Origin of the sequence: Bacillus sp. FSL H8-0534 (assembly GCF_038005885.1) — a bacterium.
In the GTDB taxonomy this organism is placed as follows: domain Bacteria; phylum Bacillota; class Bacilli; order Bacillales; family Bacillaceae_G; genus Bacillus_A; species Bacillus_A pseudomycoides.
This window is the reverse complement of record NZ_JBBOUC010000001.1, coordinates 670,990-693,352: the sequence shown is the minus strand read 5'-3', so window position 1 is coordinate 693,352 and position 22,363 is coordinate 670,990. Positions and strand designations below refer to the sequence as shown.

At 33.8% G+C, this 22,363-nt stretch carries 21 protein-coding genes, 1 pseudogene, 1 riboswitch and 2 other annotated features; of the genes and pseudogenes, 17 read left to right on the top strand and 5 right to left on the bottom strand.

Annotated elements, in window-relative coordinates:
* Nucleotide 1: 1 nt before the first annotated feature.
* The 4 genes from MHH71_RS03810 (at nt 2) to blsG (ending at nt 4,518) form a co-directional block, all read left to right on the top strand.
* Nucleotides 2–1,273 (top strand): MFS transporter, encoded by a 1,272-nt coding sequence (locus MHH71_RS03810; protein WP_006096882.1) that lies wholly within the window; start codon nt 2–4, stop codon nt 1,271–1,273.
* A gap of 28 nt (nt 1,274–1,301) precedes the next feature.
* A complete protein-coding gene (locus MHH71_RS03805; RefSeq protein ID WP_006096881.1) occupies nt 1,302–2,237 on the top strand; it encodes a GHMP family kinase ATP-binding protein in 936 nt (311 codons plus the stop codon).
* Nucleotides 2,238–2,253: 16 nt separating this feature from the next.
* Nucleotides 2,254–3,288 (top strand): low-specificity L-threonine aldolase, encoded by a 1,035-nt coding sequence (ltaE, locus tag MHH71_RS03800; protein WP_006096880.1) that lies wholly within the window; start codon nt 2,254–2,256, stop codon nt 3,286–3,288.
* Nucleotides 3,289–3,414: 126 nt separating this feature from the next.
* On the top strand, nt 3,415–4,518 hold the full coding sequence (blsG, locus tag MHH71_RS03795) for an arginine 2,3-aminomutase (protein WP_006096879.1): 1,104 nt from the start codon (nt 3,415–3,417) through the stop codon (nt 4,516–4,518).
* A gap of 464 nt (nt 4,519–4,982) precedes the next feature.
* Here the strand turns inward: blsG and MHH71_RS03790 are convergent, their stop codons facing one another.
* Nucleotides 4,983–5,255 (bottom strand): HU family DNA-binding protein, encoded by a 273-nt coding sequence (locus tag MHH71_RS03790; RefSeq protein ID WP_033799311.1) that lies wholly within the window; start codon nt 5,253–5,255, stop codon nt 4,983–4,985.
* Nucleotides 5,256–5,493: 238 nt separating this feature from the next.
* Here MHH71_RS03790 and MHH71_RS03785 point away from each other — a divergent pair, with 238 nt between their 5' ends.
* Genes MHH71_RS03785 through MHH71_RS03775 form a run of 3 tightly spaced genes read left to right on the top strand, consistent with a single transcriptional unit; the run spans nt 5,494 to nt 7,815 of the window.
* Nucleotides 5,494–6,258 carry a DUF3891 family protein gene (locus tag MHH71_RS03785; protein ID WP_006096877.1) on the top strand — a complete coding sequence of 255 codons (765 nt, stop codon included), beginning with the start codon at nt 5,494–5,496 and terminating at the stop codon, nt 6,256–6,258.
* A 39-nt stretch (nt 6,259–6,297) separates the two neighbouring features.
* Complete coding sequence (locus tag MHH71_RS03780) at nt 6,298–6,810, top strand: DinB family protein (RefSeq protein ID WP_006096876.1); 513 nt, start codon at nt 6,298–6,300, stop codon at nt 6,808–6,810.
* Between the two features lie 57 nt (nt 6,811–6,867).
* Nucleotides 6,868–7,815, top strand: a complete 948-nt coding sequence (locus MHH71_RS03775) for an MBL fold metallo-hydrolase (protein ID WP_006096875.1) — start codon at nt 6,868–6,870, stop codon at nt 7,813–7,815.
* Between the two features lie 63 nt (nt 7,816–7,878).
* On the opposite strand, the gene MHH71_RS03770 is transcribed toward MHH71_RS03775, so the two are convergent.
* The gene (locus MHH71_RS03770; protein ID WP_006096874.1) at nt 7,879–9,246 is read right to left on the bottom strand and encodes an alanine/glycine:cation symporter family protein; all 1,368 of its coding nucleotides are present in this window, start codon (nt 9,244–9,246) and stop codon (nt 7,879–7,881) included.
* 106 nt (nt 9,247–9,352) lie between these two features.
* Nucleotides 9,353–9,475: riboswitch (glycine riboswitch) on the bottom strand.
* A gap of 270 nt (nt 9,476–9,745) precedes the next feature.
* Nucleotides 9,746–10,330: a hypothetical protein gene (locus MHH71_RS03765; protein ID WP_006096873.1), complete on the bottom strand. Its 585-nt coding sequence runs from the start codon at nt 10,328–10,330 to the stop codon at nt 9,746–9,748.
* A gap of 195 nt (nt 10,331–10,525) precedes the next feature.
* On the opposite strand from MHH71_RS03765, the gene MHH71_RS03760 reads away from it, so the two are divergent.
* Nucleotides 10,526–10,834 carry a hypothetical protein gene (locus tag MHH71_RS03760; RefSeq protein ID WP_033799310.1) on the top strand — a complete coding sequence of 103 codons (309 nt, stop codon included), beginning with the start codon at nt 10,526–10,528 and terminating at the stop codon, nt 10,832–10,834.
* A gap of 63 nt (nt 10,835–10,897) precedes the next feature.
* Here the strand turns inward: MHH71_RS03760 and MHH71_RS03755 are convergent, their stop codons facing one another.
* Nucleotides 10,898–11,059, bottom strand: coding sequence for a hypothetical protein (locus tag MHH71_RS03755; protein WP_006096871.1), 162 nt, complete (start codon nt 11,057–11,059; stop codon nt 10,898–10,900).
* Between the two features lie 142 nt (nt 11,060–11,201).
* Between MHH71_RS03755 and MHH71_RS03750 the strand changes: the two genes are divergently transcribed.
* From MHH71_RS03750 to MHH71_RS30525, 7 genes and pseudogenes are all read left to right on the top strand, one after another.
* Nucleotides 11,202–12,005, top strand: a complete 804-nt coding sequence (locus MHH71_RS03750) for a hypothetical protein (protein WP_018780401.1) — start codon at nt 11,202–11,204, stop codon at nt 12,003–12,005.
* 123 nt (nt 12,006–12,128) lie between these two features.
* The gene (locus MHH71_RS03745; protein WP_006096869.1) at nt 12,129–12,749 is read left to right on the top strand and encodes a DUF4937 domain-containing protein; all 621 of its coding nucleotides are present in this window, start codon (nt 12,129–12,131) and stop codon (nt 12,747–12,749) included.
* A gap of 282 nt (nt 12,750–13,031) precedes the next feature.
* Complete coding sequence (rluF, locus tag MHH71_RS03740) at nt 13,032–13,739, top strand: 23S rRNA pseudouridine(2604) synthase RluF (protein WP_003197651.1); 708 nt, start codon at nt 13,032–13,034, stop codon at nt 13,737–13,739.
* Between the two features lie 133 nt (nt 13,740–13,872).
* Nucleotides 13,873–14,099 (top strand) — a binding site (T-box leader).
* A gap of 36 nt (nt 14,100–14,135) precedes the next feature.
* Nucleotides 14,136–14,363: a binding site (T-box leader), on the top strand.
* 46 nt (nt 14,364–14,409) lie between these two features.
* Nucleotides 14,410–16,335 carry a threonine--tRNA ligase gene (gene thrS, locus MHH71_RS03735; protein WP_006096868.1) on the top strand — a complete coding sequence of 642 codons (1,926 nt, stop codon included), beginning with the start codon at nt 14,410–14,412 and terminating at the stop codon, nt 16,333–16,335.
* Between the two features lie 548 nt (nt 16,336–16,883).
* Nucleotides 16,884–17,651, top strand: a complete 768-nt coding sequence (locus MHH71_RS03730; RefSeq protein WP_033797012.1) for an ABC transporter ATP-binding protein — start codon at nt 16,884–16,886, stop codon at nt 17,649–17,651.
* Nucleotides 17,652–17,662: 11 nt separating this feature from the next.
* Nucleotides 17,663–19,543 carry an ABC transporter permease gene (locus MHH71_RS03725; protein WP_006096866.1) on the top strand — a complete coding sequence of 627 codons (1,881 nt, stop codon included), beginning with the start codon at nt 17,663–17,665 and terminating at the stop codon, nt 19,541–19,543.
* Nucleotides 19,544–19,816: 273 nt separating this feature from the next.
* A pseudogene (locus MHH71_RS30525) lies at nt 19,817–19,891 on the top strand (IS6 family transposase); the annotation flags it as partial.
* 156 nt (nt 19,892–20,047) lie between these two features.
* On the opposite strand, the gene MHH71_RS03720 reads toward MHH71_RS30525, so the two are convergent.
* Nucleotides 20,048–20,410: a MerR family transcriptional regulator gene (locus tag MHH71_RS03720; protein WP_006096865.1), complete on the bottom strand. Its 363-nt coding sequence runs from the start codon at nt 20,408–20,410 to the stop codon at nt 20,048–20,050.
* 113 nt (nt 20,411–20,523) lie between these two features.
* Here MHH71_RS03720 and MHH71_RS03715 point away from each other — a divergent pair, with 113 nt between their 5' ends.
* On the top strand, nt 20,524–21,285 hold the full coding sequence (locus tag MHH71_RS03715; RefSeq protein WP_006096864.1) for an SDR family NAD(P)-dependent oxidoreductase: 762 nt from the start codon (nt 20,524–20,526) through the stop codon (nt 21,283–21,285).
* A 539-nt stretch (nt 21,286–21,824) separates the two neighbouring features.
* Nucleotides 21,825–22,016 (top strand): hypothetical protein, encoded by a 192-nt coding sequence (locus tag MHH71_RS03710; RefSeq protein WP_244268554.1) that lies wholly within the window; start codon nt 21,825–21,827, stop codon nt 22,014–22,016.
* Nucleotides 22,017–22,363: the final 347 nt, after the last annotated feature.

The following is a 22,363-nucleotide window of genomic DNA, read 5'->3' as shown; positions in this document are numbered from 1 at the left end:
TATGAAACGATTATATAAAGGATTATGGAAGCATAGGGATTACAGAAATTTATGGGTTGGGCAAACAATTTCAATGTTTGGAACACAGATCGCATTAATTGCGCTTCCATTAGTAGCAGCTATTACCCTTGGGGCATCTCCTTTGCAAATGGGGATTTTGCAAGCAATAGAATATTTACCGGTTTTATTAATAAGCTTGGTTGCTGGAGTCTGGATAGACCGTAGACCAATTAGACCAATACTTATTACAACTGATATAGTTAGAGCTATTTTATTGTTAGCTATACCTATTTCAATGTATTTTGGAGTATTAAATTTAGAGATCTTGTATGTGGTAGCTTTTCTTGTAGGAATTAACACTGTTTTTTCTGATATTGGACAGATGTCTTATTTGCCGGTTATTGTAAAAAAAGAAGACTTAATTGAAGGGAATAGTAAATTAGAATTTAGTTATTCAACTGCTTCCATTGTAGGTCAAGGTCTTGGTGGAGTATTAATACAAATATTTACTGCGCCATTTGCTATCTTAATACAGTCTTTGGCCTTACTATTTTCTTCTCTATTCTTATTTAGAATTAAGAAAAAAGAAGAAGTTCAAAAGGTTGAAAATGAAGAAAGCAACATGATGGAGATGATTAAAGAAGGAATCAGTTATGTTATTAAAAATAAAATTATTAGAAATCTTGTAATTACAACAATGATTTTTAATTTCTTTACGATATTGATAGAGCCAATATATCTCTTATTTGTATCAAGAGGATTAAAACTTGCTCCTGTATTTATAGGAATGATATTTGGAATGGCTGGAGCTGGAGCTTTATTAGGGGCACTTCTTGTAGGGCCAATGACTAGGAAATTAGGACTTGGACGCTGTATGGTAGTTGCATTATTTTTAGCAGGACTTTCTTCATTACTTATTCCTGTAGCAACATTTTTACCAACAATACCCGCAGTAATTTTACTTATGGTAATGCAGCTCATTGATGCCATTATGATAGTAGTCTATAACATTAATCAGAGAAGTTTAAGAACTTCCATTACGCCTGATAATCTATTAGGGCGTATGAATTCTTCAATTAGATTGTGTGTTATGGGAATTGTTCCAGTAGCAGCTTTAGCTGGTGGATTTATAGCGGGAATTATTGGGGTATTACCAACCTTAATTATAGGTAGTGTAGGTATTATTTTTTCTTCTGTTTTTGTTGCGTTTACTTCAATTCATGAACTGGAAGAAATACCTAAAAGTGATTTGGGTGAGGAAGTAAATGTTTAATAGAATTTAGTCGAAATGAGGTTATTTGGTGAAGCAGATATCTCAAGAAAAAATAGTTGGTAAAGGTTGTTCTTTTGGTACATTTGGAGAACTCTTACAAGGTGCTTATGGGGAAGAGGGATTAGATTTTTTAGTAACTTTCCCCATTACTAAATATTCTTATGCAACATACGTGCCAAATGTAAATGGGGGAGAAATAAAAGTTTTCCCCCATGAAAAAAAGAAAGCACAAGCTTTTGTAGTAAAGTTATTAAAATATCTAGGTATTTCTACTGGTGGATTTGTAAATATTTATAGTGAAATTCCTGTTGGAAAGGGATTAGCTAGTTCAACAGCTGATTTAGTTTCCTGCGCAAGAGCTGTTAGTGATTACTACGGTATTAAATTAGATATAAGAGAAATTGAAGAGATTTTGCGTCAAATAGAACCCTCTGATGGGGTTATGTATCCTGGGATAACCTCATATTTTCATAAAAAAGTAGAAAAGAAAGAATTTTTAGGTTGTGTACCAGGGATTACTGTTGTGGGTATAGATGAAGGAGGGATAGTTGACACTATTAAATTTAATAAAAGGGAGAAACATTTTAATCAAGCAGAGAAAATAGAGTATGGATTCTTGTTAGATGAGTTATCTCATGCTATTAAAAGTCTTGATTACATAACAATTGGAAGAATTGCTACAAAAAGTGCTGAGATGAATCAAAGATTACAGCCTAAAAAGACACTTGATAAGTTGATTTACATAAATAAACAAATTGATGGTATGGGGGTAATTATAGCTCACAGTGGAACTTGTCTAGGAATAATGTTGTCTCCTTTTCTACCAGATTATGAAGAGAAATTACACTTGGCTAAGAATTACTTGTATCAATTGAGGGGAGAGCTCTCTATTTATTATTCATGGGACTCAGAAAGTTATTCAGTAAACACTATACAAAATTATCCGCGAGATATAAATGTTTAAATAGGGGGGACAACAAATGATTGAATTACGTAGTGATACATTTACTTTACCGACACTTGAGATGCTACAAGGTGTCTCCATAAATGATCTTGGAGATGATGTATACGGAGAAGATCCAACTGTTAAAGAATTGGAATCAATTGCTGCAAAAATATTCGGAAAAGAATCAGCTATATTTGTTCCAAGTGGAACAATGGCTAATCTGACATCAATAATGGCACATTGTCCAAGAGGTTCAAAAGTTTTAGTTGGAGATGAATCAGACATATACATATATGAAGCAGCTGGTGCATCTGTTTGTGGTGGAATTATGTACGAAAAAATTAAAACTCAACCGGATGGTCGATTAGAAATAGCTGATTTAGAAAACGCGATTCCAATAGATAAGGAAGATCCTCAGTTTGCTTTACCATCGCTAATATGTGTCGAAAATCCTCATAATCGTATGGGGGGGCGTGTTTTGCCTTTAGAATATCTAAATGAACTAAAAGAATTTGCAAAGAGTAATAACTTACCGGTTCATATGGACGGAGCAAGAATATTTAATGCTGCAGTCGCATTAGATATTTCGCCGGCAGAAATTGCGCAATATACAGATTCATTACAATTTTGCTTATCAAAAGGTTTAGCAGCTCCTATAGGATCAATTGTGGTCGGTGATAATAATTTCATTAATAAAGTATATCGTCTTCGTAAGATGCTAGGTGGAGGAATGAGACAAGCTGGTATTATAGCTAAACCTGGTATTATCGCATTAACTAAAATGGTAGATAGATTGTCTGAGGATCACTTTAATGCACGTCAACTAGCCCAAGGTCTATCTCGAATTGACGGAATAGAATGTGAATTAGAAGCGGTGGAAACTAATATAGTTTTTTTTCGAGTTGTCGATCCGCGTTTTACTTGGCAAGAATTTGTTGAAAAAGCTCGCAGTTACAAACTAAATATAGCTGAACTCGGACATGGAAGAATTAGAGCGGTTACACATTTAGGCGTTACATCTAATGATATTGAAAAAACCCTAAAAATTATTAGAGAAATACTTAAATGATGAAATGTGTGGGAATTGTATTTTGTTTGGGGGGTGATTTTAAAGAGTAACTGTAGATAAGTTTAGGAAATGAAAATTGAAAAAATTTTTATATGAACTGAATAATTTTGAGGAGGTATTTAATACATGAAAACAGATTGGGATTGGAATGATTGGCGTTTACAATTTCGTAATAGAATACAAAAAATTGAGGAACTTAAACAATATATTAATGTGACACCTGAGGAAGAACAGGCAATCAAAAGATGTGAAGGAATTTATAGATGGGCAGTAACTCCCTATTATGCATCATTAATGGATAAAGATGATCCATCGTGTCCAATCCGAAAACAAGCAATTCCATCGAGCGGAGAATTTATGATAAATGAATATTCCGATGTGGATCCTGTTGGAGATACTAAGTACCGTGTAACAAACAGAATTGTTCACAAATATCCAGATAGGATTATTATGTTAATTACAGATCAATGTCCAGTATATTGCCGTCATTGTACAAGGAAATATCATACTACTGACTTAGATGGAACATATTTTGAAAGAAGTGAGGCCGAAGGATATGAAATTGATTTTGAATATATAGAAAACCATCCCGAAATTCGAGATGTATTGTTAACGGGAGGCGATCCTTTAACTTATTCAGATAGAAGGCTTGAAAGTATTTTAAAAAGATTACGCAGTATACCGCATGTAGAAATTATAAGATTTGGGTCTCGTTATCCAGTATTATTACCTCAAAGAATAACGAAAGAATTCTGTGAAATGTTAGAGAAATATCATCCGATTTGGCTAAATACACATTTTAATCACCCGAAAGAAGTAACAAAAGAGTCAGCACATGCTGTAAATTTACTTTTAAAACATGGTGTGCCTGTACAAAATCAAAGTGTTCTTCTAAAGGGGATTAATGATGATTTGGATACTATGAAGCAATTAGTACAGGCTTTACTAAAAATCCGAGTTAGACCTTATTATTTATACCATTGTGATAACGTAACAGGTGTTTCTCATTTTATGACGTCTCTTGAAAAAGGTGTAGAAATTATGCGTGGATTAGTAGGACATACTACTGGATTTGCGACACCAAACTACATTATTACAACAATAAATGGAAAGATTCCTATTCCTTTAGAAACCGTATTAGAACATTCAGACGAGGGATTAATTTTGAAGAGTTATGAAGATAAAGAAACTGTTATACCTTATTTAAAAGCAGAAACTAAAAAAGTTTGATAATTGTTAATTGAAAATTTCACCATTATTGTATTGTTTAATTAATATTGATTTTTTTAGAATCCAAGTTTAGTTGAAATATACTAAAATATAATTTTATTAGAGGAAGGAAACGTAATAGGTTTCCTTCCTCTTTTGCTTGGCGGAAAAACTAATCCAACAATTCCAATTTATCCCGCATCCCCAGCTCAGGGTTCAGAGCGAAGTGAGGAAGATGTATGAGGTATTACAATAACAAACGATTCCCCAAAAAATTAAACAACCTTAGTCCTACTGAATTTGGAACTAAGGCTGCTTAATGAAAAGACACCTAATCTTTTACTGTCTACTTGACAAGGATAAGATCACAATACAGAAATCATTTTCTTGATGTAGCATAGCCTTTTTTAAAAAATTCCCTTTACAAAGGATACATTTTATATAAGTGGTATCCTATTTTTAATAACACAGATTATAGTTGGGTATTATTTTACAGCTTCTTTTAATTCTTTTCCTGCCTTAAAGGCAGGAACTTTACCAGCTGCAATTTGAATTTCTTCACCTGTTTGTGGGTTTCGGCCAGTACGTGCAGCTCTTTCCCGTACTTCGAATGTGCCAAAACCAATAAGTTGCACTTTGTCACCAGTTTGTAAAGCATTCGCAATTGTATCAAATACAGATTGGACAGCTGCTGAAGCTTCCTTTTGGGAGATATCGGCAGTTTGGGCTACACTTTTAATTAATTCAGTTTTGTTCATTTTTTTCACCTCATATTAATTTTTTGTCTAAGTCTATTTTTGGAATGAGTGATATGATAGAGAAATTTTTGTTAATGTAAAATATTGATAGGATTGCATTGTTATCTTAATTTCGGTGAAAGAGGAGGAATCCCTGCAAAGTATGAAGGAATTTATTTGAATTGTTTCTTGAAAAAAGAGGATATATATAGATTATAGTACAATCGATATATAAAATAGAAGTAAGGAGGATTCTATAATGATTATTCGCACAAAGCTAGAAGAATTAATAGTAATTCGGCAGCATGATCATGGTTTTTTGGCAGGAGAATTTGCAAAAAAATTTAGAAAAGATGTATTTGAAGATAAAACATATTTAAAAGAGTGTATTGATGCGATTTATGAACATGATAGGGGATGGATTGGCTTAGATACAACGCCAATTTGGAATGATGCTAAAAATTCACCTTATACGTTTATGGATTGTCCAAGTTCATTGAGATTTGTTTTTTATACCTTAGGGTTGAATGAGATTGAACATACAAATCCTTATGGTGCTATACTTTGTAGTAAACATTTCATATCATTTCCTCTTAATCAAGAAGACGATGAAATGATAAAGTTTTATAAACAGGAATTGGATCGTCAAAAGAAATTTTTGAAAACGTTAACAACAGAGCAGTATGATATGTTCGATATACACTATAAACTTTTAAAGTTTTGTGATGAGCTATCGTTATATGCTTGTATGAATGAACCTGGTGTAAAAAAAGAAAAAGAAATTGATTTATTTAAAGAGGGATTTGAAGGAACTGAAACTTTTAATAAGAACACAAATGAACGATTAAAGGCAGAGTGGTTAGATAAAGAAACGATTCGTATTACACCGTTCCCTTTTGAAGGCGAGTTTAAAACGTATGTAAAATATAAATCTGTGCTAACGAATAGAATAGAGGAGATTGGTATTGTTAAGGCGGATAAGGAGGTAGAATCTCAGAAATTAGATTTATATTTTGTGAGGTAAGAATGTAGTTACGTGAAAATAAGGAAAGGAGAATAGAATATGAAACAATATATGATAAAACAATTTGATTATCATACATGGGCAAATAAAAGAATACTTGAGCATCTAAGGGAGCTCCCTAAAGAGGTGTATTATCAAGAAGTTCAAAGTGTATTTCCTTCTATAGAAAAGGTACTGATTCATATTTATGTAGTGGATTGTGTATGGTTACATATTTTAAATGGTAAAAGTATGGCTGAAGCGTTACAGGTAGGAAAGGAGTTACAAGAGCAAGCCGAAAACAAAACAATGGATGAATTGAAAAGTCTGTTCCACAAAGTAACGCAGCAGTATAAAGTGTTTTTGGATAAACAAAAGGATATGAATCAGGTAATTCTACTTGATAATCCATACGCTGGAAGATTAAAAACCTCTGTATCTGAATTAGTGCAGCATGTTGTAAATCATGGAACATATCATAGAGGAAATATAACAGCTATGTTGCGGCAGCTAGGTTATCCATCTACTATGACGGACTTTGTATTTTATTTACATGCAGAACAAAAATCTTAATGGAGAAAATAATAGCTTAGTATTCAAATACACTGAGAATAGAAGGAGAGGAAAGAAATGTATAAAGAATGTAGTAGCGAACATTTTACGATTGAGAAATTAAATGATGGTATTTACGCGGCAATTGCAAAAGAAGAAGGAGGCTCCTTAGCCAATGCCGGTTTTGTTGATATAGGAGATCAAACGATTATTTTTGATACGTTTAACACACAACAAGCAGCTGCAGATTTAAAAGAGCTAGCAGAAAAAATAACAGGTCAATCTATATCATGGGTTATTAACAGTCATTGGCATGGAGACCATATTCGTGGAAATCAAGTTTTTAAAAATTGTAATATCATATCTAGTCATAAAACATACGAGCAAATGGCAGAAATTCATCCTTCCAGAATTGATAAGCAGAAACAAGACATAGAAGGTTTACATACATATATACAATCCCTACAAGATCAATTCATTCAAACCAATGATGAAGGCTTACAAAAACAGATTTCACTCTTAAATCAGTTAGCGATTTCATTACCTACATTGCAACTTGTATTACCCCAATATTCTTTCCAAAATGAATTTACTATACATGGTTCTGAGAGAACTGCAAAATTAATTACGTTAGGCGGAGGGCATTCCGTTTGTGATACGATTCTTTACTTACCTAAAGAGAAGGTTTGTTTTATGGGTGATTTGTTATTTGTGAAATCACATCCTACTTTTTTTGAAGAATCTAATCTTCAAGAATGGAAGGGTATGTTAGAAATGATTGAGGAATTTGAAATTGAAAAGGTAGTACCAGGACATGGCCCTGTAGGTGTAAAAACAGACTTGAGAAAAGTGATAGAGTACATGGAGAAATTAACGTTATTAGTTAGAGAGAATACAAGTATTGATGAGATCGAATGTCCGAATGCTTATAAAAATTGGTATGCTCCTGAGGTTTTCACATCAAACTTAAAGTATTTAAAAAAAGTAATGGAATTATCAATTTTGCAAAGTAATGTTACGAAATAAAGAAATAATACAAATAAAGGGTATCCTATTTCTATATGGGATACCCTTCGCATTAAATGTTGATTAACTTGCTATTTTTTTATTTGATGTTTTGAGTTTTTCAGCTTGTAAGAAACGATTTGTTTCTGCTACCACAACACCACTTAATCCAATTAGACCGATTAAGTTTGGAATAGCCATAAGTCCGTTTGCGATATCAGCAAATGTCCAAACGATTCCGAGTTTTAAGTTGGCACCAATTGCAATCATTACAATGAAGATGGCTTTATAGTATTTCACAGCACCTTGTCCGAATAAATAAGCTACACATTTTTCACCATAATAAGACCATCCTAAAATAGTGGAGTAGGCAAATAATATGATTGCAATACCAAGTATCATACTACCAGTATCGCCAAATACAGATTGGAAAGCGAGCGTTGTTGCTTCAACACCAGTTTTTCCAGATTTCCAAGCACCTGTTGTAATTAATACTAAACCAGTAATTGTACAAACAATAAAGGTATCGAGGAAAGTTCCTGTCATTGACACAAGCGCTTGTTTGGCAGGTGAATCTGTTTTTGCAGCAGCAGCAGCAATTGGAGCGCTTCCTAAGCCTGCTTCATTGGCAAATACTCCGCGTGCCATCCCAATTTGAATAGCAGAAGCAACGGTTGCACCGATAAAACCACCAGCCGCTGCAGTACCTTGAAATGCACCAGAAAAAATAAGTGAAAATGCTTCGGGGACTTGATCAAAGTGATAAAAAATAATAATGAGACCAGAAATTACATAAAAGAAAGCTTTAAGTGGAACGAAAAATCCAGTGACTTTCCCGATTTTTTTTACGCCACCTAAAATAACAATCGCAATTAAGAAAGCCATTAATATACCAGTTAAAGCAGGGGGAAACGAAAAGTTTATTCTCATAGCTTCTGCAACGGAATTCGATTGCACCATATTTCCGATTCCAAAAGAAGCGGTTGTTCCGAAAATGGCAAATAAAATAGCAAGCCATTTTTTCCCTAAACCACGTTCTAAGTAATACATTGGACCACCGGAATATTCGCCGTTTTCATTACTTACACGATATTTTACCGCGAGGATTGCTTCTGCATATTTCGTGGCCATACCGAACAAGGCAGTGATCCACATCCAAAATATTGCCCCTGGCCCACCGATTGTAACAGCTGTTGCGACACCGGCTATATTTCCCATCCCAATAGTTGCGGCCATTGCTGTCATGAGTGCTTGGAAATGACTAATATCTCCCAAAGAAGATGTGTCTTCTGATTTTCGAAATGCTAGTTTGTGAGCGTATAATAGTCTACTAAACTGTAAACCTTTTAGGCGCACTGTGAGAATGATTCCAGTTCCGATTAGAAGGAATAAGGTCGGTAATCCCCATACGTAGTGATTGATTTGTTCTAATACTTTACTTACTGTCTCCATCTTTATTCTCCTTTTAGAAAAAATAAAAAACCACTTCACATAAATGAAATGGTCTCTGGAGAAACAAGGAATAGAAAAATAAACCGATACAAATCGGCGTTTTCTTTCGCTTGTCTCTGTCCTTTTACCTGAGAGATTATCCGCTAATATAAGCGGATTTGCTCCTTCGGTGCTCTGTTTCCTCTGCACTATATGATAGGCGAGAGGGAGTCTCTCCAGAGATTCGTCCCCATGCAGTTCTACTTGTAACCAAGACCTGAGAGTTTCAAAGTTGAGTCATCAACTTTTTGCCCCGTCGGTAGATCAATTGATCTTCTCCTGAATGGTTCATCCGAATTATGTGATTAAAAACTTAATTATATTGATATGAAATGGTTTATACATAATCAATAAACAACATTATAGGTTCCTTATAAATGAATTGCAATCATTTTTTATTGGAAAATAATTTTGAACAAAATTTTTATCTTTTAAAATGGAAGGGAATGATGTCGTCAATTTATTTTTTGGTTATCCCTAATATGCCTTCTAGTTCAGCTAACGTAGATAAAGCCATGACAATATTTTGATCAGCAAGACCTAAAGATTGCGTAGCATTTTCTAAACTATCTTTTAAGGGTTTCTCATTGTTTAAGCCTTGCGTAATAGATAATGCGGCATTTTCCATACAATTTGAAGCGGCTATAAACGCGGTTTTAAAATGATTTATTTTCTGCTTCAGTGCAGGGTCTTTCATTTTTTCTTCAGCCTTAAATGTTTCCGTTTTTTTAGAAATCTCGTTGAATTGGTTCGCTATATTATTCATTTTATCCAGTAATTCAGTTGTATTTATGTTACCTGATTTTGAATTTAGTTCAGTCCATGTTGGTAACCATTCCTGTTCCACGATAGTATCGTAGTTTGTAGTAAGTAAATCAATTTGGGATTTTAATTCTTGTTGATAGATTTTTTTATCGATAGGCTCTTTAGTAGTTTGAATTTTTTTCTCTTTCGTGTAGTTCAAAAAAACAATGACTCCAATGCTGGCAATTATCAGCGTGCTAAAAAGACAAAGCCACCATTTTTTATGAAACAATTTTTTCATTTAGTAATTCCTCCTAATATGCAAAACATGAGATGTTTCAATCTATAATAACAAGTTATACGTTTGAAAATTGTTATATTTTGTCGAAAAAAAGATTTGTGAAATAAATGTCCAATAATAAATGGCATTGTATGGTAAAAATCGATAAAACATTAAAGGATTTTACTTTTATTAACATATAAGGATGAGATTTTGATGGAGAAAAAGAGACGGAAAATATACTCCAATATTATTATGGTAGGAGTTTTAGGAGGGCTATTAGCGCTAATATTTATGACGAAAGAATCAAAGATTAAAGATTTTCCAGTTTCTATGTCAGCTATTCATATTGAAGATGAAAATCAAGCACATTATCAATATATAAGTCTAATGCCTATATCAAAAGCAAAAGGATGGGAAAACCTTGGAGAAGATGGGCATACTGTAGTATTTCAAAAAGGAGATAGGAAGGTAATTGTATTACATTATCCAGGGGAAAATATGTATTACTTGTTTGAAGAGTAGATTAAGATATCAGGGGAATAGGACATAAACAGGATGATTACTTTGTTTGTGTCCTATTATTATTTAAGATAACAATCCGAACTCTTTTGCATGTAATCGTAAGAGAAATGTAACCCTTTCACGCAATAAAGGTATGAAGCTTTGTAATTCGTTTAGTAGTTTCAAACCTTCTGCTTCAATCTTTTGAATATGAGTTGAATCAGTTACTGAGAATGCGAGTTTCATTGTCAACATACTCCTTTTATTGGGTTATTTAGTAAATGCATTATAATCATACTACGATAAGATGTATTTTTGTTTTTATTCTTAATTTTTTGATTTATAATTAATTTGTATATAACACTTTATATAGAAATGGGCTGATTGATTGTCAATTATTAAGAAAATAGGTCGGTTTTGTCCTGTAGATGACAAAGGATACATTATTAATGATTCACATATGAATAATATTCAACCAGTCTTTCTCAAAGTTATACAAGAAGTACAGGATATATGTTTTCATATGCTGCAGGATGACCTCCATAGCATTTACATTAGGGGGTCTGTTCCAAGAGGGATTGGAATAGAGGGGATTGCAGATATAGATACAATTATATTAGTTCGAAAAGATCCGAAGGCACTAGACTTGGAATGGATCGAAAGTATAGAACAACAAGTGCTCCAAAAATTTGATTGTATATCTGGGGTGGAATTAAGTTTTTATGATGTTGAAGAAGTGTTACATTCCAGTCGTTTGTCGTTTATAAGTTTTATGATTCAAACACATGGAGTATGTATACTCGGTGAAGATATAAGATCACAGCTACCTAAATGTAAAGTAAGTCGAGAATTAGCACGTGAACATCTTATACATTTACAGCCACAAATTGAACAAGCATGTAAAGAATTAATTCATAATAAAGGTAGGGAAGATATATTAGATTGTTGCCGCTGGATTATGAAAATCATAGTTAGAGCAGGATTAGCATTAACAATTGATAAAGAAGGACTTTATTCGAGAGACCTTCATCCAGCGTATGAGTTGTTTAGTAAGCATTTTCCAGAGCAAGAACAAAATATGAGGAAAGCGCTGCAATATGCAGTTAATCCTATAGACGACATAACAGAGATTTTGTCTTTTTTAGAGTTACTGGGAGATTGGATGATAAAAGAAGCGAATCAGTATTTTTAAAAAACAATTGAATAGATTGTAATTTTATTATGTAAATAAAAGTGTTTGATTTTTTAAATAGTAGGTGAAGAAATAGCAATCATTGCAAAAGGAATACGGAATATATAATTAGGGGGGATCTATATGTTATTAAAAACGATATTTTGTCAGGTAGAAAAAGAGAAAAAGGGTTTGTTTTCAGAGGCACAAGAGAAATGGAGAGGTTTACAAAATCTAGAGGGATTTTATGGACAATTCGGAGGCTGGGATGAAGATGAAGCTTGTGTATTTTCTGTTTGGGAAAGTATGAGTACGTATCAAGCATTCATGAATGGAGTACACGATACAATTTTTTTAAATAGTAATCAAGAGGATACATATGTTTCATGTGAAATAGAGAAATTTCAAACGTTATATGACATAACAAGTATTCCTTTTATGGATGCAATTGCTAAAGGTTCATTTGTAAGAATCGCAATTTGTGATGTGAAGAGTGGAAATGAGCAACATTTTTTACATGTACAAGAAACGATTTGGAATAAAGGGATGGAACATGTAGAAGGAATGTTAGGTGGCGTTGTAGGAAGATCGATTACAAACTCAAATCGTTATGTAGTTCTATCTTATTGGCAAGATGAAATGGCACATCAACGTTATGCGAAAGAAATTTTCCCAGAGCTATATAAGTTAGCTAATGTAAAAAAGTATGTTGAAAATATAAATGGAAAGCAAGTTGCGTGTATAAAAGAATGGTCTGTATATTAATTATAAAAAAAGTGAATAAATGGTGTATATCTAGGATGAATGATTTTAGTAGTTATAGTTGTATGAATTATTAGTTTAAAAGTAGAAGGCATGCAGCGAATGTATTATTGGTATGTAGTTCAATAAGACGAACTCTTTTCTTTTAAACATGAAAATTATAGAAGACGTCAGATACCCTTTCGTGTTAATATATTTAAGTTATATTAGGAGGCTTACCCTTTTGTTATTGTACGGTAGAAGCAGTGTGAGCTTGAAATTTTTAGAAAAAAGGATGTGCCTAACTTGCGTATAAATAAATTTATTAGTGAATCTGGAAAAGCATCTAGACGCGGAGCAGATAAGTTAATTAATGAAAGAAGAGTAATTATTAACGGAAAGGTTGCAAAAATAGGTGACCAAGTACAACCAGGTGATGACGTGCGAGTAAATGGAGAGCAGCTTCGAATTGCTCGAGACCATGTGTATATCGCTTTAAATAAACCAGTAGGTATTACATGTACAAGTGAAAAGGCAGTTAAAGGTAACATTATCGATTTAGTGAATCATCCTTTACGAATTAATCACGTTGGACGTCTTGATAAAGATTCAGACGGTTTAATTTTGTTAACGAATGATGGCGATATTATTAATGAAATTTTACGTGCTGAAAATAAACATGAAAAAGAATATATTGTTTCAGTAGATAAACCGATTACGCCTGAATTTTTAAAAGAAATGGCAGCGGGTGTTAAAATTTTAGGAACAAAAACACTTCCTTGTGAAATAACACAGTTATCAAAATATGAATTCCAAATTATTTTAACACAAGGATTAAATCGCCAAATTCGTCGTATGTGTGAAGCTTTAGGTTATCAAGTATACACATTAAAACGTACGCGAATTATGAATATCCAGTTGAATAATTTACCAGTTGGGCAGTGGAGAGATTTAACGAAGAAAGAGAAAAAAAGATTATTTGCAGACTTAAACTACGAACCACAAGATTGGTAAAAAAGATAGGGGAAATCAAAAAACATGAAAATTGTTTTTGGTTTCCCTTTTTTTATTGAACAAAAAATATTTTTTGACACTTGCAAAAATAAAATGAATAGGGTATAGTAAATAACAATTAATGGATGTGTTATTAAAAGCAAAGAAAAGGACACGAGTTATTTTTAACGGTTGTACAGAGAAGGAAGGAACGCTGAGAACTTCCTAACGCAGTGAAATAACTTACCACCTTAGAGCTGCACTGGGGAAATAAAAGTATCTAGTGCCGTGTAAGCGACGTTACCGCAAAAGAAGCCATTGTATGTTTAATATGATGGGAATCTGGGTGGAACCACGAATATAAGCATATTCGTCCCTATTATTAGGGATGAGTATGCTTTTTTATTTTTAAATTCATAATAAGCGAAGAAAAGGACACGAGTTATTTTTAACGGTTATACAGAGAGGGAAGGAGTGCTGAGAACTTCCTAACGCAGTGAAATAACTTACCACCTTAGAGCTGCACTGGGGAAAATAAAAGTATCTAGTGCCGTGTAAGCGACGTTACCGCAAAAGAAGCCATTGTATGTTTAGTATGATGGGAATCTGGGTGGAACCACGGGTAAAAGCACGCTCGTCCCTATTATTAGGGATGAGTGTGCTTTTTTATTTATGAAATGGAGCGATTAAAATGAGAGAACAGATGATTAACATTATTTTTCCAGATGGTAGTGCCAAAGACTATGTAAAAGGAATTACTCTAGAAGAGATTGCAGCCTCAATTAGTTCAAGTTTAAAAAAGAAAGCAGTAGCCGGAAAGGTGAATGATCAATTATTTGACTTACGTCGAAATATCGAACAGGATGCCAAAATTCAAATTATAACTATGGATTCAGAGGAAGGAATAGAAGTTGCAAGACATACTTCTGCACATATATTAGCGCAGGCTGTAAAGAGAATATACGGTGATGTAAAACTTGGCGTAGGACCTGTTATAGAAAATGGTTTTTATTATGATATGGATCTTCCAAGTAGTATAGGTGTTGAAGACTTACCTAAACTTGAAAAAGAAATGAAGAATATTGTGAATGAAAATTTGAAAATAGAGCGAGTTGAAATCACTCGAAAAGAAGCAGAAAAGCTTTTCAAAGATGTAAATGATCACCTAAAGTTGGAGCTTTTAGAAGCAATCCCTGAAAATGAGATTGTAACGATTTATAAACAAGGAGAATTTGTTGATTTATGTCGTGGTCCACATTTACCGTCAACTGGCTACCTGAAAGCATTTCAATTAACTCACGTTTCCGGTGCATATTGGCGCGGGGATAGTAATAATCAAGTGCTTCAGCGTATATATGGCGTTGCGTTTTCTTCTCAAAAAGAATTAGAAAGCTATTTGCATTTTGTAGAAGAAGCAGCAAAGAGAAACCATCGTAAGTTAGGAAATGAACTTGAATTATTTATGTTCTCGGAAGAAGCACCAGGAATGCCTTTTTATTTACCGAAAGGACAAATCGTTCGAAATGAATTAGAGTCTTTTTTAAGAGAAATACAACAAAACTATGATTACCAAGAAGTGCGTACTCCCATTATGATGAATCAGGGGCTATGGGAAGAATCAGGGCACTGGGATCATTATAAAGATAATATGTATTTTTCAGAGGTAGACAACAAAAGCTTTGCATTAAAACCGATGAATTGCCCTGGACACATGCTTATCTTTAAAAATAAGCTACATTCATATCGCGATTTACCAATTCGAATGTGTGAATTTGGTCAAGTACATCGCCACGAATTCAGCGGTGCATTAAATGGATTATTAAGAGTTCGTACATTTTGTCAGGATGATGCACATTTATTTGTGACACCTGAGCAAATAGAAAGTGAAATAAAGTCAGTGTTAAAACAAATTGACTATGTCTATAGAACATTCGGTTTTGAATATGAAGTGGAGCTTTCAACAAGACCTGAAGATTCAATGGGTGATGATGAGTTATGGAACCAAGCTGAATCGTCTCTCGAGAATGTGCTGAAATCATTAAATTATAACTATAGAGTGAACGAAGGAGATGGCGCATTTTACGGACCTAAAATTGATTTTCATATTAAAGATGCTTTACAAAGAAGCCATCAATGTGGAACAGTTCAGCTTGATTTCCAAATGCCAGAGAAATTTGACTTGAATTATATTGATGAAAGAAATGAGAAAAGAAGACCGGTTGTTATTCACCGTGCTGTATTAGGCTCTTTTGATCGTTTCCTAGGAATACTAATTGAACATTTCGGAGGGGCATTCCCAACATGGTTGGCTCCGGTTCAAATAAAGGTGATTCCTGTTTCCAATCAAGTACATGAACAATATACAAAGGAAATTGAAGAAAAGTTAAAGAGCGTTGGCCTTCGAGCCGAACGAGATGCTCGTAGTGAAAAGCTAGGGTATAAAATACGAGAGGCACAGCTCCAAAAGATACCATACATTCTTGTTATTGGGGATAAAGAAATGGAAAATGGATCTGTAAATGTGCGTAAATATGGTGAAGAAAAATCTGAAGTGGTTTCGCTATCTGCATTTATGGAAAGTATACGGAAGGAAGTTTATAATAAAGGATCTAAGTAATAAATCATAAATCAATCGGGTTGAAACACACTACTTTAAGTAAGTAGTGTGTTTTTTACTATCATAAAGAAATTATTTGAAGTTGTTCGTCGTTAAAAATCATTTTTAACCTGTTTATTTTCTACTTTCCATCCATCATTCTTCTTTTTAATCTCTAAAACTATATTCATTCCACTAGATTCCTTGTAAAGGATATAACCATGGTCTGATTTAATATATGTCGACGGCTCTCCTCTCCATTTTTACTTATTTTAAATTATGTTTGTCTTAATATATTTAGAAGCGCCCGCTTCTAAGCAAAGTGTAGGTGGGGGATTTCAGGTTGTTATTTTTGCCCCTTACAAAAATGTAAGGTGAATGTAAGATAAATCGCAGGAAGATTGTGAGTAAAAGTGAGAATATTAAAAAAGAAAGTAAAGGATATAAGATTTTTTATCAATTTTGTTATAAAAAAATGAAAAATTAAAAAAATCTTAAGAATTTATGTAGGAGAAATCTAAGAAATGTATGACAAAGTAATGATATACAAAAGGGATGGAGTGATAGGAATGGCAACAAATGTAGTGACAGTAGAAAGTGTGGAGAAAACATATGGCAAAAGAAATGAAAGCCAGTCAAAAGCATTAAGAGGGGTATCGCTTACGATACAAGAAGGGGAATTCGTTGGGATTATGGGACCTTCTGGATCTGGAAAAACGACACTACTAAATGTAATTAGTACACTTGATCATGCGACAGGAGGAAGTGTGACGATAGCAGGCACAGATATTACTTCAATGAAGGGGAACGCTTTATCAGATTTCCGTTCTCAAAAACTGGGGTTTATTTTTCAAGATTTTAATTTGCTTGAAAATCTCTCGATCTATGAGAATATTGCTTTGCCACTTTCACTACAAGGAGTGCCTTCAAGTGAGATAAGCGGGAAAGTAAATGAGGTTGCACAGAAATTAGATATTGTTGAAATTTTAACAAAATATCCATCAGCTGTCTCTGGTGGACAAAAACAAAGAACAGCTGCAGCACGAGCTTTAGTACATAATCCGGCCATTGTATTAGCGGATGAACCAACAGGAGCACTTGATAGCAAAAATGCGAAGAGTTTATTAGAAGCGATGCAAGACTTACATGAAAATCATGGAGTAAGTATATTAATGGTAACGCATGATGCATTTAGTGCAAGTTATTGTGAGCGGATTCTATTTATTCAAGATGGGCTACTCTATAAAGAATTGAAACGCCAAGGAACACGAGAGGATTTCTATCAAGATATTTTAGGTGTGCTTGCTCATATGGGCTCAGCGGCTGAATCCAAATAGGGGGCGAGATCATGTTATTGAAATTATCACGTCATAGTATGAAAAAAATGTTAAAGGACTATCTTGTTTTGCTTGTTGGTCTTGTCATTAGTATCAGTATTTTCTATATGTTTCAAACGATGGCGATTAACAGTCAATTTACAAAAGATAATAGTATGATTAATAGTATTCGCCTTGTATTTTGGGTTGGTGCTGTCTTACTTTCCTTCATTACGGTCTTTTATATCGTATATGCGAATTCCTTTTTACTTACATTGCGCAGGAAAGAGCTTGGTATGTATATGATGCTCGGTGCAAAGAAGAAAAAAGTTGCTCAGTTATTATTTATCGAAACATTCGGTATGGGAATTATCAGCATTATTATTGGGATTATTGTAGGAATATTACTAGCAAGTGCAGCGGGGAATTTTTTAATGAATGGTTTAGAAATTTCGGCGAAAGGCTATGCACCATTTTATATACCTGCAGTTCTTGTTACATGTGGATTCTTCTTGGTCTTATTTATTATTACTGGATTTATCAATAGTATACGGTTATTGCGTCAAACTGAACTTGAGCTACTTCGTGAAGATGAAACACAAGATACAATAGAAAAGAGTAAACGTCGTGTTATCATTTTTACTGTAATGGGAGTGTTACTGTTAGGAACAGGATACTATTCTATACTGCATATAGACAAGTTACGTGAAATAGGATTTATACTAGCAACGGGTGCTACAACGATAGGGACATATTTTATTTTTAGTTCATTGTTACCATTGTTTGTAACAAAGTTAAAAAGCAACAAAAAACGAAATGAAACAGGTTTAAATAGTTTTACATATGCTCAGCTTCGTTTTCGAATAAATAGTTTATCTCGGGTACTTGGGACTGTCGCGATGCTAATTGCACTTGGTGCAGGGGCGATGACAGCTGGAATGGCTTTTCAAAAAAATGTTGGTATTATGACGGATTTTTCTCGAGTCTATGATGCGACAATTCATGATCCGAATGAAAAAGATATAGCGGCATTAAAACAAATGAAAATTGAAGAGCAACGAACTTATAAATATAAAGTGGACGGGGAAGCAGTCTATTATTTACGAGAAAATTTAACTACAAAGCCACCACTCATTTCTGATCATCAAGATACAAAGAATGTCAAAGAGCCTGTACGTAAACGTGTAAAAGAACCATTAATGGAACCTCTTTATACATCTATGGAAGCACCTGAGGCAGCAAGTAAACTTCCACATATGCCAAGTGATTGGAATGATGCAATCATAAGAGAAGTTCAAGTTACACACAATCAATTCAACGGGAAACCTGTTCGAATTGCAGATAAGGACCATTATAAAAACATTCAAGGAACAGAACATAGTGTCACGCTAGTGCAAGTGGATGACTTACAAAAATATAAACCGTTGTTAATAGATATTGATCAACGACAAAAAGAGTTAGTAGAAAAAGCAAAAGGCGGAAAAGTAGAATTATATACAAAAATGACAACTTACCAATTTATGAATAGTTTCATGAGCGGTACGATGTTTATGGGGTTCTTCCTTGGAGTTGCATTCTTAGCTATGATGGCGAGCTCTCTTATGTTTAAAATTTTAACAGGAGCTTCTCGTGATGTACGTCGCTATGAAATGCTTCGAAAAATTGGAGTACGCCGTAGTATGTTGTCGCGTAGTATCTATAAAGAAATTTCATATCTCTTTATCTTCCCGGCTATCATTGGTATTTCACATATTTTAGTAGGACTTAACTTGTTCCGCCTCTTCTTAGTTGATCCGTTTGTAAAAGTGTGGATGCCAATTGGAATTTTTCTTATTATTTATGTTGTATATTACTGGATAACGGTGCAACTATATAAAGGAATGGTTTTGCCAAAAGAACAAGTTTCAAAGTAATAATGAATGAGATAATTTACTGGCAGAATGAAAAAACACGCTTACTTTCATTATCAAGACCTAAAAGTTAAAAATCCTCAAAAAATAAAGGTAAGTACATATTAGTTATGTTAAATATGTACTTACCTCTTATTTCTCCTTAAACTAAGGCTCCACATAGGCTTAGTTATTTCAATGTGCTTCTAATGGAATATTCCCAATATCCGAAACAGGTTCTGTTGCAAAGTTTTCTAAATGAGACCACACTCTAGAAAAAAAGAGTAAGGAGAAACACAAATGCGAAGTTTTCAAAGAGACTCCGTCTTTTCAACGTACAATGAACTTCAACAATTACTGGCTACTTCCTAAACATTGTTCCTCATTTACCAACCTGTTTATGCTTTTTTCAAACTTTGCAACAGAACCCTCAATTTTTATATTTATTGGACAGATGATTACTCCAAAATCGATGGATGCTCCTTCTACCCCATGGAGATGTGGTGATTACCCTTATAGAGCCTGCATCTAATCTCGTTTACTGATGAAATCTTTATAAGCGGCAATTTTATATTCAAGCATCTCATCTGCAGCTTTTAATGTTCTGATTTGTTTCTTAATAGCGTCTTTATGTTCTTTTAAAAGGCTTAATCGCTCTAGTGTAGTATGTTCTCCTTCTAAAACTAATGAAGCATACTTCTTTATTTTCGCGATAGGCATTTGTGTTTCTTTTAACTTGATAACAAATTGTAGCCATTTAATATGTGAATCGTTATATCGCCTGTCTCCGCTGGCATCACGAACCGGAGTTATAATTTTTTCCTTTTCGTAATACCGCAATGTATGTGTACTTATCCCTAAAATTTTAGCCACTTCACCAATGGTGTGCATAAGAAACCTCCAGATTAATTTTTTTCTTGACTTAGAGTTAACTCTAATCATTATAATCAACTCATAGTTCGTTCACAATAAAATCAATTGGATAAAATTCAGGAGGGATTTATATGAAATATACAGTTATTACGGGTGCCAGTTCAGGAATTGGGTATGAAACGGCTCTTGCTTTTGCGGCTCGCGGAAAAAACTTAATCATAGCAGCTCGCAGAACGGAGGAATTGGAAAAGCTAAAATCAAAAGTGGCTGACGTTAACGCAGACCTGGATGTTGTCATTCGAACTGTTGATTTATCTGTTACCACAAATGTTTATGCATTCTACGAAAGTCTTCAGGACTATCAGATCGAGACCTGGATCAACAATGCTGGATTTGGAAACTTTGCTTCCGTTGGGGAACAAAATTTAAATAAGATTGAGACGATGCTTCATTTGAATATTGAAGCCTTAACCTTGTTGTCCTCTCTTTATGTGCGTGACTATGCAGATGTTAAAGAAACGCAAATCATCAATATTTCTTCAGGAGGAGGATATCTGATTGTTGCCGATGCTGTGACCTACTGCGCGACAAAGTTCTATGTAAGTGCCTTTACAGAAGGGCTTGCACAAGAATTGAAAGGAAAAGGGGCAGCCATGCAAGCAAAAGTCTTGGCTCCTGCTGCAACAGAGACCGAATTTGCAAAACGCTCCTATGATGTTGATAATTTTGAATATGATGGTATTGTTCCAAAGTTCCATACAGCTGAACAAATGGCCGGTTTCTTACTGGATTTATATGACAGTGAGAAGGTGGTAGGAATTGTGAATGGAGAAACGTATGACTTCGAATTAAGAGATCCGATTTATCCGTATGTGACGCGGACAAGAAACTAGTCTTTTAAAATCCAAACATAACAAAAAGCCGATAGTTCCTTAGCGTATATTTTCGTTAAAATGTGGCGGTAATTCTAGTAAATCTTTTGCATTTACGATAGATATATTAAAAATAATCATTTAGTTTTAACACAATATTATCGTTGGTATCAAGTATATGAAGTTTCGCTTAACAAAGCTCGTCTAGAAAATCAGTTAGACATTTTAGAGGATGAAATTGAAATTTTATCAAGCTGGAACTTCGAAAGGTAAAATTGGTTTAGTAGACAGATTAAAAATGTTTGAAGGATGGAAAAATGCGCATCATGTTGAAAACACATCAATCAGTTGAACGATGAGGTACTTTCATTAGAAGCTAATATTCTTTATCAAAATATACGTCCAGATAATAGTAGATAAAGCTGATTCATTATTCGACAATTCCGAAACTTCTAGATAACGAATTACCTCTTTTTACAAAAGTGCATTTAGAACCAACAGGTACTGTAGAAAATCCACAATTTAAATCTGCCTATGCAGAAAATAGAGCAAAATCATTTATGCATTACTGGTTATATTTAATGAAAACAGCATCTGTGAACAGTGACAAATTCAAAGAACTATTAACAGATCAAATTGAGTTAAATTTAAGTACGACTTCTAAAGTTAATACATTAAAAGGGTTTAATGAATGGTTAGCAACCATTTCTAACCAAGTAAAACAAAGCGGACATTATCCGGAAAATTTCTAGTTACAGAAAATGTAAATAACACGATAAATGCTTCTGTAGATTTTGAATGGGAAGGTATGTCTGCTGTGAATAAGCCAATGATTGCGGAAACACATCATGAATGGGATACTTGAAAATAATTTAGATGAGCGATTTACTCGTATGAAAATGATGAAAGCAATTCAGACAAAGCCATTTCAAACAGTAGAATAATTTAAAATATAGCTTTTTTCTTTTATGATAGATAAAAGAAAAAGGCTACAGGCTTGATACGAACAAAAAAAGAAAATTGTACGTTAAGGTACTATTTAAATAAAAATCACCGATTTCCTGTACGTTAAGAAGTCAGTGATTCTTGTTATTTTTTT

What these genes read in the sequence shown, in the direction of transcription:
- MHH71_RS03760 (WP_033799310.1), top strand. Translation starts at nt 10,526, where the DNA reads ATGGAGAAAAAGAGACGGAAAATATACTCCAATATTATTATGGTAGGA.
- ltaE (WP_006096880.1), top strand. Translation starts at nt 2,254, where the DNA reads ATGATTGAATTACGTAGTGATACATTTACTTTACCGACACTTGAGATG.
- MHH71_RS03775 (WP_006096875.1), top strand. Translation starts at nt 6,868, where the DNA reads ATGTATAAAGAATGTAGTAGCGAACATTTTACGATTGAGAAATTAAAT.
- MHH71_RS03730 (WP_033797012.1), top strand. Translation starts at nt 16,884, where the DNA reads ATGGCAACAAATGTAGTGACAGTAGAAAGTGTGGAGAAAACATATGGC.
- blsG (WP_006096879.1), top strand. Translation starts at nt 3,415, where the DNA reads ATGAAAACAGATTGGGATTGGAATGATTGGCGTTTACAATTTCGTAAT.
- MHH71_RS03765 (WP_006096873.1), bottom strand. Translation starts at nt 10,330, where the DNA reads ATGAAAAAATTGTTTCATAAAAAATGGTGGCTTTGTCTTTTTAGCACG.
- MHH71_RS03785 (WP_006096877.1), top strand. Translation starts at nt 5,494, where the DNA reads ATGATTATTCGCACAAAGCTAGAAGAATTAATAGTAATTCGGCAGCAT.
- MHH71_RS03720 (WP_006096865.1), bottom strand. Translation starts at nt 20,410, where the DNA reads ATGCACACCATTGGTGAAGTGGCTAAAATTTTAGGGATAAGTACACAT.
- MHH71_RS03710 (WP_244268554.1), top strand. Translation starts at nt 21,825, where the DNA reads ATGCATTACTGGTTATATTTAATGAAAACAGCATCTGTGAACAGTGAC.
- MHH71_RS03790 (WP_033799311.1), bottom strand. Translation starts at nt 5,255, where the DNA reads ATGAACAAAACTGAATTAATTAAAAGTGTAGCCCAAACTGCCGATATC.
- MHH71_RS03725 (WP_006096866.1), top strand. Translation starts at nt 17,663, where the DNA reads ATGTTATTGAAATTATCACGTCATAGTATGAAAAAAATGTTAAAGGAC.
- MHH71_RS03770 (WP_006096874.1), bottom strand. Translation starts at nt 9,246, where the DNA reads ATGGAGACAGTAAGTAAAGTATTAGAACAAATCAATCACTACGTATGG.
- MHH71_RS03745 (WP_006096869.1), top strand. Translation starts at nt 12,129, where the DNA reads ATGTTATTAAAAACGATATTTTGTCAGGTAGAAAAAGAGAAAAAGGGT.
- MHH71_RS03755 (WP_006096871.1), bottom strand. Translation starts at nt 11,059, where the DNA reads ATGAAACTCGCATTCTCAGTAACTGATTCAACTCATATTCAAAAGATT.
- MHH71_RS03810 (WP_006096882.1), top strand. Translation starts at nt 2, where the DNA reads ATGAAACGATTATATAAAGGATTATGGAAGCATAGGGATTACAGAAAT.
- MHH71_RS03780 (WP_006096876.1), top strand. Translation starts at nt 6,298, where the DNA reads ATGAAACAATATATGATAAAACAATTTGATTATCATACATGGGCAAAT.
- MHH71_RS03715 (WP_006096864.1), top strand. Translation starts at nt 20,524, where the DNA reads ATGAAATATACAGTTATTACGGGTGCCAGTTCAGGAATTGGGTATGAA.
- thrS (WP_006096868.1), top strand. Translation starts at nt 14,410, where the DNA reads ATGAGAGAACAGATGATTAACATTATTTTTCCAGATGGTAGTGCCAAA.